Source organism: Pseudoalteromonas ostreae (genome assembly GCF_018069805.1).
Classification (GTDB): domain Bacteria; phylum Pseudomonadota; class Gammaproteobacteria; order Enterobacterales; family Alteromonadaceae; genus Pseudoalteromonas; species Pseudoalteromonas ostreae.
Genome location: NZ_JAGPYN010000005.1, coordinates 216,101 through 228,053, shown reverse-complemented (window position 1 = coordinate 228,053; position 11,953 = coordinate 216,101). Strand labels below are relative to the sequence as shown.

12 protein-coding genes are annotated in these 11,953 nt (G+C 39.7%); 7 read left to right on the top strand and 5 right to left on the bottom strand.

Features of this window, described 5'->3' with window-relative positions:
• Positions 1-302: 302 nt before the first annotated feature.
• Both pyrE and rph read right to left on the bottom strand, forming a co-directional pair.
• A complete protein-coding gene (gene pyrE / locus J7338_RS06215) occupies positions 303-947 on the bottom strand; it encodes an orotate phosphoribosyltransferase (RefSeq protein WP_145237117.1) in 645 nt (214 codons plus the stop codon).
• Between the two features lie 20 nt (positions 948-967).
• Positions 968-1,681: a ribonuclease PH gene (gene rph / locus J7338_RS06210; protein ID WP_145237114.1), complete on the bottom strand. Its 714-nt coding sequence runs from the start codon at positions 1,679-1,681 to the stop codon at positions 968-970.
• A 178-nt stretch (positions 1,682-1,859) separates the two neighbouring features.
• Between rph and J7338_RS06205 the strand changes: the two genes are divergently transcribed.
• Together J7338_RS06205 and J7338_RS06200 are read left to right on the top strand one after the other, a co-directional pair.
• Complete coding sequence (locus J7338_RS06205) at positions 1,860-2,720, top strand: YicC/YloC family endoribonuclease (RefSeq protein WP_210796226.1); 861 nt, start codon at positions 1,860-1,862, stop codon at positions 2,718-2,720.
• Between the two features lie 196 nt (positions 2,721-2,916).
• Complete coding sequence (locus J7338_RS06200; RefSeq protein ID WP_210796236.1) at positions 2,917-3,597, top strand: tyrosine-type recombinase/integrase; 681 nt, start codon at positions 2,917-2,919, stop codon at positions 3,595-3,597.
• Between the two features lie 241 nt (positions 3,598-3,838).
• Here J7338_RS06200 and J7338_RS06195 read toward each other — a convergent pair whose 3' ends face one another.
• Both J7338_RS06195 and J7338_RS06190 read right to left on the bottom strand, forming a co-directional pair.
• Entirely contained in the window at positions 3,839-4,426 is a 588-nt protein-coding gene (locus tag J7338_RS06195; protein WP_210796225.1) for a hypothetical protein, read from the bottom strand.
• On the bottom strand, positions 4,426-4,956 hold the full coding sequence (locus tag J7338_RS06190) for an AHH domain-containing protein (protein ID WP_228732927.1): 531 nt from the start codon (positions 4,954-4,956) through the stop codon (positions 4,426-4,428). Before J7338_RS06190 ends, J7338_RS06195 begins: the two co-directional genes overlap by 1 nt.
• Before the next feature lie 539 nt (positions 4,957-5,495).
• On the opposite strand from J7338_RS06190, the gene gmk reads away from it, so the two are divergent.
• The 5 genes from gmk to J7338_RS06165 all read left to right on the top strand — a co-directional run bounded on the left by gmk (position 5,496) and on the right by J7338_RS06165 (position 10,906).
• On the top strand, positions 5,496-6,116 hold the full coding sequence (gene gmk / locus J7338_RS06185) for a guanylate kinase (RefSeq protein ID WP_210796224.1): 621 nt from the start codon (positions 5,496-5,498) through the stop codon (positions 6,114-6,116).
• 117 nt (positions 6,117-6,233) lie between these two features.
• Positions 6,234-6,509, top strand: coding sequence for a DNA-directed RNA polymerase subunit omega (gene rpoZ, locus J7338_RS06180; protein WP_064667923.1), 276 nt, complete (start codon positions 6,234-6,236; stop codon positions 6,507-6,509).
• A 128-nt stretch (positions 6,510-6,637) separates the two neighbouring features.
• Positions 6,638-8,743 carry a bifunctional GTP diphosphokinase/guanosine-3',5'-bis pyrophosphate 3'-pyrophosphohydrolase gene (spoT, locus tag J7338_RS06175; protein ID WP_210796223.1) on the top strand — a complete coding sequence of 702 codons (2,106 nt, stop codon included), beginning with the start codon at positions 6,638-6,640 and terminating at the stop codon, positions 8,741-8,743.
• A 12-nt stretch (positions 8,744-8,755) separates the two neighbouring features.
• Positions 8,756-9,148, top strand: coding sequence for a RidA family protein (locus J7338_RS06170; RefSeq protein ID WP_210796222.1), 393 nt, complete (start codon positions 8,756-8,758; stop codon positions 9,146-9,148).
• 153 nt (positions 9,149-9,301) lie between these two features.
• On the top strand, positions 9,302-10,906 hold the full coding sequence (locus tag J7338_RS06165) for a DUF342 domain-containing protein (protein ID WP_210796221.1): 1,605 nt from the start codon (positions 9,302-9,304) through the stop codon (positions 10,904-10,906).
• A 51-nt stretch (positions 10,907-10,957) separates the two neighbouring features.
• On the opposite strand, the gene asnA is transcribed toward J7338_RS06165, so the two are convergent.
• Positions 10,958-11,953: an aspartate--ammonia ligase gene (gene asnA / locus J7338_RS06160; RefSeq protein ID WP_210796220.1), complete on the bottom strand. Its 996-nt coding sequence runs from the start codon at positions 11,951-11,953 to the stop codon at positions 10,958-10,960.

Below are 11,953 nucleotides of genomic sequence, written 5' to 3'. Positions count from 1 at the left end.
TACTTAATTTTAAACTTTATTAAAAATTTAAACTCAAGTTTTACTCGACTAACTAAGTGACTCTTGCCTCGCTAAGCGTTGCTGTCTGCCGTCTCAGTGGGGTCGCATTATAGGGCGCAGCGAATTTTACGCAAGCGTTTTTTAAAGAAAACTTGAAATAAAGTGCTGTTCGTTCAAAATTCAAGCCAAACCCTACAAAAGAGATACTTTTTTAACTTCAAAATAACTTTATACGGTTATAAAACGCAAAAGCCCGATGAAAATCATCGGGCTTTTGTTGAATAGCTTTAAGTATACTTAGATTAAGCTATACCATATTGCTCACGATAAGCTTTTACTGATGCAAGATGCTCGTTCATAGTACCTTTAGTTTCAAGGTAGCTAATTAAATCTGCAAGCTTTACTATTGAAACTACTTTAGTATTAAAGTCACGTTCTACTTCTTGAATTGCAGAAAGTTCAGCTTTACCTTTCTCTTGACGATCAAGAGCTATCAAGACACCACTTAGATCCGCACCATTTTCTGCAATGATTTCCATAGACTCACGAATTGCTGTACCAGCAGTGATCACGTCATCTACTAACATGATTTTGCCTTTTAGCTCAGAGCCTACTAATGTACCGCCTTCACCGTGTGCTTTCTTCTCTTTACGGTTAAAGCAATAAGGCACATCTTTATTGTGATGATCTGCAAGTGCTACTGCGGTAGTTGTTGCAATTGGAATACCTTTATAAGCAGGACCGAATAAAACATCATATTCAATGCCTGCATCTTCAAGGGCGGCAGCATAAAAACGACCAAGACGTGCAAGGTCACGACCTGTATTAAACAACCCCGCATTAAAGAAGTAAGGGCTAGTACGGCCAGACTTTAAAGTAAACTCACCAAACTTTAACACCTGTTTTTCTAAGGCGAATTCAATAAACTCTATTTGATAATCTTTCATTACTATAAACCTATTACTTATTAAGCTAGTGCTTGCTTCTGAACATCAATGATTTCGCGGATTGAATGCTTCGCAAGAGTGAGTAATTCATCAAGCTCATCAAACGAGAAAGGTTCGCCCTCGGCTGTACCCTGCACTTCAATAATTTTACCCGTTTCGGTCAAAATTACGTTCATATCGGTTTCAGCGTCAGAATCTTCTAAATATTCTAAATCGCTAATAGCTTGGCCTTTATAAATACCTACCGAAATAGCTGCAATCATAAATTTAAGAGGATTTGAATTGATCATACCCTTGCTACGCATATGTGTTAACGCATCTACTAGAGCAACACAAGCACCACTGATTGATGCAGTACGAGTTCCGCCATCAGCTTGGATAACATCACAATCAATAGTAATGGTATTTTCGCCTAACGCTTTTAAATCAACTGCGGCACGAAGTGCGCGTGCAATTAAGCGTTGAATTTCCATAGTACGACCGCTTTGCTTGCCACGCGCCGCTTCACGGCCATTTCGGGTATGGGTAGAGCGCGGTAACATACCGTACTCAGCTGTGATCCAGCCTTTACCTTGGCCTTTCATAAAACGCGGTACACCTGATTCAACAGTGGCTGTACAAAGTACTTTTGTGTTACCAAACTCAACCAACACAGAGCCTTCAGCATGCAAAGTGTAATTACGTGTAAATGTAACCGGTCTAATTTGGTTAGGTGTTCTTTCGCTTGGACGCATTCACGATCCCCTTAATTCAGAATTTCCCACATTATATGTATATATAGCTGTAGATGCCATGCTGATTTAAACAAAAGCAAATTGTAAAATTCGCAGCAACAAAAATTTCCGCTAGAGCTTAACCAGTGTTACGGTATAATCACTTTTAATATTGTTTAATAAAACTAGGAAACCATCCATGATCCACAGTATGACTGCTTACGCGCGTCGCGAAATAAAAGGCGATTGGGGCACTGGCACGTGGGAAGTTCGTTCAGTAAACCAACGCTACCTTGAAACCTTTATTCGCGCACCTGAGCAATTTCGTGGCATGGAGCCGGTGATCCGTGAGCGCCTACGTAAACATTTACAACGCGGCAAGGTTGAAGTGTTCTTAAAGTTTGTGGCCAATCCAGCCCATGTTGGCGAGCTTTCAATTAATGAGGCTTTAGCTGCACAACTGATCAATAGCGCTAAATGGGTGCAACAACAAAGTAATGGCGATATTAATCCTGTCGACATCTTACGTTGGCCTGGTGTTATGGAAGCTGAAGAGCTAGATATGGATAGCGTTAACACCGCACTCATTGCTGGTTTTGATCAAGTGATTGAAGATTTTAAATCTGCACGTGGTGATGAAGGCGCTAATCTTGAAGAAATGATAGCCGCTCGTCTTGATGCTATTTTAGAGCAAGTAGCGATTGTTGAAACTCACATGCCAGAAATTGCCAAATGGCAGCGTGAAAAATTAGCACAAAAATTAGAAGATTTAACTGCAAATATTGACGAAGCTCGCCTTGAGCAAGAGCTCATCTACCTTGCACAAAAACAAGACGTAGCTGAAGAACTAGACCGTTTAAAATCTCATGTCAAAGAAACTAAAAAAATCCTTAAAAAAGGTGGCGCATGTGGTCGTCGTTTAGATTTTATGATGCAAGAGTTTAACCGCGAAGCAAACACCCTCGCCTCTAAATCAATCAACAGCGACATCACCAATGCAGCGGTTGAGCTTAAAGTATTGATAGAGCAAATGCGCGAGCAGATCCAGAACATAGAGTAATATTTCAGGCTGTTTCGGTACGTTAAAATGGCCTTTAAAATCTGGTTGTTATGAATTTTACGTGTTTCAACCTGTTGCTCCGAATTGCTCTTTGTAATGAAAAAATGATGGCAGAAATGGTGGCAGATTTTGAAAAAATTCAAAATTTGCCTCAAACTTTAAAAATCTGCCACCAATTTTATTGTAAAGATATGATATTGCAAACAAAATTAACGCTCGGCAAATTAAGTCTTTAATCAAAACGGGTAAAGTAGGCTATCACTCAATTGGGAATGGCCTCTATATCCGAATCAGTAAAGAGCGAAGCGCTTTTTGGGTCGTTAGATATACAATTCATAAAAAGCGCAGAGAAATAACCTTCGGCAAATACCCAGATGTTTCATTGGCTGAGGCACGTTTAAAGTCAGCGCAAATTGTGCTTGATGTGAAAAATGAAAACATCGATCCTCAGGCCGAAAAAATGCGCCTCGATAATGAAACTTTAAAAACTGTCAATGATCTTGCCGAAGGCTGGCTGCAAGAGTGCGAAAAACGCTTAAAGCACCCGAATATCACCAGACGTGTTTATACTAAAGATCTAGCCCCTTATTTTGGTGGGTTAGCAATCGAAAAAGTAAACCCCAGAGATATTCGCGGCGCGATACAGCGCATTGCACAAAGTAACCGCCCGAGTATTACCAATGATGCACTCATGTACTGCAAGCAATTATTCAGGCATGCAATTAAGCTAGATTTGCGCACCTCAAACCCAGCAGAAGCATTTAACGTGTCGGATGCTGCCGGTGTAGAGCAAAGCCGCAGCCGCGCCCTATCACTTGAAGAACTAGAGAGGGTGTATCAATGCCTGCGGGAAAATTCTGACCAATTTACGCTATAAACCTCTCCAGTTTCATTAGACCATTACATACTTTACTTGCCAGCTTTAGCGCTTCTTCTTTGAATTATTCTGAATAGGATTTACGTTTGGTCTTTGTTGTTATAATTCACCTCTATGAGTTAGTTTACTCACTTAATGAGGTATCCAAAACTATTGGTTCAGATCAAGAGTCTGAAAGTATTTTATTCGCAACAAGTGAGTACTTAACTACTCAACGCTTCAGTCTTTAAAGTCAGCAGCACTAAACAAACGGATCTAGTAAATCTTCGTCAAATACTAAACCTTTAAATTTGTTACTTTGAATGATGTTTTTAAACTCATCAGTACAATAAACTTTTTGAGCGCCTTCTAGCTTAGACTTAAACAATAGTTTTTTTTGTATATCGTCTTGCTCAAAAGTAAGTAACTCTAAACCGTCTTCAAAGCCATCTTCGTACTTAGTCAAACACATGTCTTTTTGCTCTTGTCCGAAGGTAAGCAAATTAAACAACATCATGTTATTGCCTTCAGCTTTAACGGGTAAAAACTCTCCAAAATTTGCTAAGCGCTCTTTTAACAACTCATATACTGGCATCTTCATTATTAAAAAATGACCTAAGCGCGATATGTCATAGTTTTGCTTTTTAGCTTTACCAAAATAATTAAAATTTAATCCTTCGGGCCATAGGTGGCTAAACTCTATATTGTCTGATGCTGCTGACATAAACATCGTTAATATAGTGTCCGGCTCGAGGTCATTATTTTTTGAGAGTATTTTTGAGAGCTCAACAATATCAAAGTCGATTACGTCGTATGTGTAAGCTTCGTTTTTGATTTGATATACAGTCATTACAAAGCCTTCCAATTTTCATTTTTTGGTTCAAGTAAACCAGCGGGCAACGTGCCTGTTTTTATTTTAACTTTAACAGTTCTTAGTCTATTTAAAAATAAGCCTCTAAGCGTAGATTTATTACCAAAATTGGTATTTATCCATGTTTCATAGTTGTACCTATGTAGTTTACGGTGAGGCGGTGAAGCAGGGCTATCCCAATTTTGTTCTTTATTTTTTTCAAAGTTAATCAACCACACGCCGTTAATCGGGTCGTTAATCCCTATTCCGTGTAGATGTAAATTAAGTCTGGTTTGTAGCATATTTACTGATTGGTACTGGCCTTTACCACAAATAATGTGGTGGGCTTCATGTAGATTAGTTGGTTTAGGCTCACCTATTGCAGCCAAATGACGAGCAAGCTTTTGTGTAGGGTGATGCTTTTCTTGCTTTAACTGTGTAACTGTTGAACCTGCATTTTTCTCACGATATTCCTTTAAATCTGTTTGTAAGCGAGCATGGGCTGTAATTCTCTCTTTTTCTTTTTGCAAATGATTAAAGTCACGAGCCATCTTCTTTTTGAGTTCTTCGCCCTCCAGCCCTTTTTGAGCTATTCGTTAATTATGAAACTCTTTGGCTTTCAATTCATAGTTATAAATAGCCATTTCTAAGGGGGAAGGGTTTTGAGGACTTTCAGGGTGAGGGTACTGGTGTAATTGATTCATAAAAACACTCTTCCTTGATTATTTGATTACGATTGGGTGTATAATACAAAAATTATACAGTTAATCAATTATCACGCTCTTTATTAGGTACTAACTTGTATTGAGGTATCATTAAGCAAAATAGCTTAAAGCTCTTCAGCCTCACCCCAAGTGGTTACTAAATCTATTACGCAAGTTAAAACAAAAACTCAAAGTATTGATTTTAAAGCGTTTAATAATAACACTCCACATTCAGATCCAAAATATCGAATAAGTGTTTCTTTGCTCAACTTGAGCAGTGTTTAGTTATTAAAGTATAATGGTGTTATCTAAGGCTTGAGTTACTTGTAACTCAAGCCTATTTATTTTTAGTAGAGAGCAAAGTAATGACGCAAACTCGCGGAAACTTATTTATTTTATCGGCACCATCTGGTGCGGGTAAATCCAGCTTAATCAATGCATTGTTAACTAAGTATAATGATATGAAAGTATCTGTTTCGCACACTACTCGCTCGCCTCGTCCGGGCGAAGCAAATGGCGTGCATTACCACTTTGTAAATGTTGATGAATTCAAATCATTAATTGAAAAAAATGATTTTTTTGAATGGGCGCAAGTATTCGATAATTACTACGGTACATCAAAGCAAGCAATTGAAGATCAGCTTGCAGCTGGTATTGATGTATTTTTAGATATTGATTGGCAAGGTGCACGTCAAGTGCGTGACTTGGTCGCTGATGTTGAAACCATTTTTATCCTACCACCGTCAAAAGTTGAACTTGAAGCGCGCTTAAATAATCGCGGCCAAGATTCACAAGAAATCATTGCTGGTCGCATGGCAAAAGCACAATCTGAAACGTCTCATTACAATGAATATGACTATGTAGTGGTTAACGATGATTTTGCAACTGCGCTGAAGGAAATTGAGACGATCGTATTGGCAAAACGCTTATCGCTACAAAGCCAAGCTATTCGCCATCAAGATTTACTCGTAGACTTACTGCGCTAAATCCTAATTTGGGTTCAGTAAGTATTTTATTTGTTTAAATTAACCACAAGCTATTGGCGAATCTGACTCGGTGCAGTAAACTACGTCTTTGCTTAAAAATTTATTTGGAGTGCTAAGATGGCTCGCGTAACTGTTGAAGATGCAGTAGATGCAATTGGTAATCGTTTTGATTTAATTTTAGTTGCGGCCCGTCGTGCCCGTCAAATCGCGGTTGGTGGTAAAAAACCACTGGTTGATCCTGAAAACGATAAACCAACGGTTGTTGCTTTACGTGAAATTGAACTTGGTTTAGTGGATAGCTCATCAATGGATCTTATTGATCGTGAAGAGCAACAACATCAAGAGGCGGCTGAAATGGCTGCAGTTGCAGCTATTGTAGGCGGCAACCAATAATCTGACTTCCTTGTCTGATTTAGCCAACGGTATAGTATTTCTATTCTAGCCGTTGGCAATCCCTTCTTTTCATCGTATATTCTTAACATACCGTTACCTATTTGCTTCACGAGAACATTGGAGTGTGAATGTATCTTTTTGAAGGTCTAAAAAAGAAAATATCAGAATACTTACCTGCTGCTGATGTAGAGCTGGTACAAAAAGCCTATGTGGTAGCCCGAGAGGCCCATGAGGGTCAAACTCGCTCAAGTGGCGAACCTTACATTACTCACCCTGTTGAAGTAAGCCAAATTCTGGCTGGTATGCATTTAGATCACGAAACGTTAATGGCTGCATTAATGCATGATGTGATTGAAGACACCGACTTTAGCCAACAAGATTTAGCCGAAATTTTTGGCGATACAGTCGCAGAATTAGTTGAGGGCGTAAGCAAACTTGATAAGCTCAGCTTTAAAGATAAAAAAGAATTCCAAGCTGAAAACTATCGAAAAATGATTATGGCGATGACCCAAGATATTCGGGTTATTTTAATCAAACTTGCTGATCGTACACACAATATGCGCACGCTAGGTGCACTACGCCCTGATAAACGCCGCCGTATTGCACGTGAAACATTAGAGATTTATGCACCTATTGCTAATCGCTTAGGTATTCACGATATCAAGAATGAATTAGAGGATTTAGGCTTTCAAGCGCTCTATCCTATGCGTCATCGCGCTTTAAAATCAGAAGTCGCTAAAGCACGCGGTAATCGTAAAGAAGTCATTTCGAATATCCAAACAGAAATAACCGCTCGACTTGAAGAGGCTGGCATTAAAGCCACCGTTTCAGGGCGTGAAAAACACTTATATAGCATCTACAAAAAAATGCTGAATAAAGAGTTACTGTTTAATGAAGTGATGGATATTTACGCTTTTAGGATTGCCGTTGAATCAATGGACACCTGTTATCGCGTATTAGGGGTTGCACATAATTTATATAAGCCTATTGAAACACGCTTTAAAGATTATATCGCAGTGCCAAAAACTAATGGCTATCAATCGTTACATACCTCATTGGTTGGCCCACATGGTATTCCGGTGGAGATCCAAATTCGTACTCACGATATGGACCACATGGCAGATAAAGGGGTGGCAGCTCATTGGATGTATAAAAAATCAGGTGATAACGCAGGCCACACTGCACAACAACGTGCACGCCAGTGGATGCAAAGTTTGTTGGAATTACAACAAAGCGCAGGCTCATCATTTGAATTTGTTGAAAACGTTAAAACAGAGCTATTCCCAGAAGAAATTTACGTGTTTACTCCTGATGGCCGCATAGTTGAGTTACCTATGGGTGCAACCGCCGTTGATTTTGCATACGCGGTCCATACCGATGTAGGTAATACCTGTGTAGGTGCACGTGTTAACCGTAAACCTCATCCGTTAAATAAAGCACTCGATACAGGGCAAACAGTTGAAGTTATTACTAGCTCTGGTGCACATCCAAATGCGACTTGGCTCAACTTTATTGTTACTGGTAAAGCTCGTTTAGGCATCCGTAACTACCTGAAAAGTCAGCATCATGAAGAGGCTTTACTGCTAGGCCGTCGATTACTCGATTCAGCTTTGGGTGAAACGAAGTTTGATGACTTGCCAGCAGAAAATATCAACCGTGTACTTGAAGAGCATGAGCTTAATACTGTATTAGAGTTATTGGTTGAAATTGGCTGTGGTAATTTAATGAGTATGTTGATCGCACGCCGCCTATTACAAAGTGACAATGATGATTTAAGCGATATGGCTAAAAATGCTAAAGCGACCATTATTGGTACTGAGGGTATGCTAGTTAACTATTCTAAATGTTGTCGACCAGTGCCAGGGGATGCTATCACCGCACATATAAGCCAAGGTAAAGGCATCACAGTTCACCGTCAAGAATGTAAAAATATTCGCGGCTGGGAAACTGAACGCTCCAAATATTTGGTTGTAAAATGGGATGATAACCCTGAAAAAGAATATATTGCATCACTGCGTGTGGAAATCATAAACCACCAAGGCGCACTCGCAAAACTAACCAATGTAATTGCTACAACCCAAGCAAACATAGTGGAAATTGCCACTGATGAAAAAGAAAGCAATTTATACGTGATAGATTTAGGAGTCACTGTTAAAAACCGTGTCCACGTTGCTAATATCATGCGTCGCATTCGCGTAATGCCTGATGTGCAAAAAGTCTATCGTAAAAAATAACATAGGAAAATCATGAATAAAGCATTTATTTCTACGGATCTAGCACCTGCTGCCATCGGCACTTACAGCCAAGCAGTAAAAGTTGGTACAGCAGTTTACTTATCTGGTCAAATTCCATTAGTCCCCGCAACGATGGAAGTGATCTCTGAAGATTTCGCGGAACAAACACATCAAGTATTTAAAAATATTAGTGCGGTATGTGAAGAAGCCGGTGGTAGCATTCAAGATTTAGTAAAAGTTAATATCTATTTAACTGATCTATCTAACTTTGCGACGGTAAATGAAGTAATGAGTCAATACTTCAAAGCACCTTATCCTGCCCGAGCTGCGATTGGCGTACGCGCATTACCAAAAAATGTGCAAGTTGAGATTGATGGTATTATGGAATTGCCTTCAACAAATTAAGCTTACAGCAATACACCTAAGTATTTATACTTAGGTGTATTAACTCATCAGTTCCCTTTTCGCCGATTTTCTTGACAGTTATTCAAATCTCTAGCACTCTATCCCTGTATAATTATAAAAACCTTTAACTTAAGTGTTGTAAAAGGATGATCCGTGTTTAAGCTTGCTCATAACGGTAATGTACTACTCGATGTGATAGAACATTCGCCGCCTAGTGCCGCATTTGTTATTGAGGCTCTAGAAAAATCAACATTCTGTGAATGTCGCATAGACTATGATGCTATCAGTGCTTTTTTTAAAGAGCCTAGTAGCGAACGTAGTTTAGTGGTTGCCAGTAAGCATGACGCCACATTAACTGTTACACTCAGTGATGATAAAATGTTAGCAACAGGCGAACTCACACTCGCACAAGGTGGTAAAGTTTTAGCCCTTGCTCAAGCTAAGCAACAGCTAATCAAAGCTGGGGTTGCTCGAGGTTACAAACAAGCTTTTTTAGAGCAGCTGCTACAAAAACAATTTGAATTACCCGCAGGCACTACTGTTAAAGGTATTCTCGCTAAAGGTCGCTTACCAGAAGACGGTAAATCATCAAAATTACTCCCTCAAGTACTAACTTTAAAAGAGCGTTTGCACACCCCTAAATTGCGCGAAGATGGCACTGTTGATATGCGTGATTTTGGCAAATTAGCCAGTGTCGAACCCGGCACATTGTTAGTTCGACAGCAACCCGCAACCCCTGGTAAAGAGGGCTTTACCGTAAAAGGCGATGTCCTTCCGGCAAAAGCAGGAGAAAGTAGCCCGCTAGTTGCCGGTGAGGGCAGTGAAATATCAAAAACCAATCCTCTTGAATTAATCTCAAGTATTGCGGGCGTGCCGGTCGAAATTCAAAATGGCATGCGCGTTGATGATATTTTTACTATTGCCGATGTCACTGTTAAAAGCGGCCATATAAACTTTGATGGCAGCATTATTGTTACCCACAATATAGAACCAGGTATGAAAGTAACCGCCAAAGGCGATATAACTGTGATGGGGACAGTTGAATCTGGAGAACTGACAGCGCAAGGTAATATCACCATTAAACAAGGTGTGATTGGCCACCAGCTAGATGATAAAACGCTTTCGTGCAAAATTATTTGTAACGGTGATATTCATTTATCTCACGCCCAATATAGCTACCTTGAAGGTAATAATATTTTTATTGAACGCCAAGCTAGCCACTGCGCAATGAAAGCGACTAAGCTTTTACAGATAGGCCAAGCAGACAATCCACAAGGGAAGTTATTTGGTGGTGAGATCCTGGATGCAGGAATGATTATCGCTGGTGAAATTGGTAATGAATCGGGCGCTAAAATGCTCATAAACATGGTAGCATCAGGAAAATCTGTTACCACTGAAACCGATGAATGTCTTAAAGAATTAGCTAAAACAGATGAACAATTAGACACCCTGCAAGCAACCCTAGAAAAGGCCGATTTAGTAAAAGATTTAGATAAGAAAAAACTATTGCTCGCTAAAATTGGGGCAACTCAGCAACATTATTGCCAACAAGCAGAGCAACTAGAAAAACGCTTAACAACACTAGAACAAAGTCTCTATGAACTACTTAATAACGCTAATTTAGCGGTCAATAAAAAGTTGCATTCTGGGGTCGAAATTCATATTTTCGATAAAGTATTAAAAACTAATCGCAGCTATCCTCCTTGTAACGTAAAACTGCAAGAAGGAAAAATAGAGATTGAATTTAAAACCAGTTGATCGCAAGCAGGTAGAGACTAACAGCTGATAGTCTCTATTCTCTCGTCTACGTTATAAAATACCAGCCACTTGTTGTTTTAACTCCTCCGGCCATACACTTACTTGTACTTGACCGATGTGAGGTTTTTGTAATAACAACATCGCTAATCGAGATTGACCAATCCCACCACCGATTGTTTGTGGTAATTGTTTAGCTAGTAGTTGCTTATGCCAATCAAATTTTAAACGTGCTTCATCCCCGGTAATTGCCAGCTGCGCAACTAATGCTTCTGGTGATACGCGAATACCCATTGATGAAATTTCAAAAGCATCTTCAAGCACAGGGTTCCACAGTAAAATATCACCATTTAAGCCACTGTATTGCTCGCAGGTCTGAGTCGACCAATCATCGTAGTCAGGTGCGCGTACATCATGAATTTTACCATCGGCTAATGCCCCACCAATGCCTATCAAAAACACCGCACCATATTCTTGTGTAATCGCTTTTTCGCGCTGCTTGGCGGTAAAATCAGGGTACATTTGACGTAACTGCTCACTGTGTACAAAAGTAATATCAGCAGGTAGAAATGGTGATATACCAAATTCATCAGCAACAAATTGCTCAGTTGCTTTTAAGCCTTTATACAAGGCTTGAACTGTTTCTTTTAACTTATCAAGAGAGCGCTCAGAACTGGCACAAATTACTTTCTCCCAATCCCATTGATCAACAAAAACAGAATGGATGGGACTTAATGACTCTTCATCCGGGCGCAATGCTTTCATATGCGTGTATAGCCCCTCGCCGACTGCAAAACCATACTCAGCTAACGTTTTTCGCTTCCACTTGGCAAGCGAGTGAACCACTTCAAATTGACTCGCTGGAATAGTTTTAACTTTTACCGCAACCGCATTTTCAGTGCCACTTAGGTTATCTTGAATACCATCACCTACTTTAGCCAAAATAGGTGCTTGTACTTCAATTAACCCTAGCTGTTGTTCTAGCTGGTGTGAAAAATACTGTTTAACTTTACTAATTTGCAGCTGTTGCTGGACAAAGTGTGAACTCAT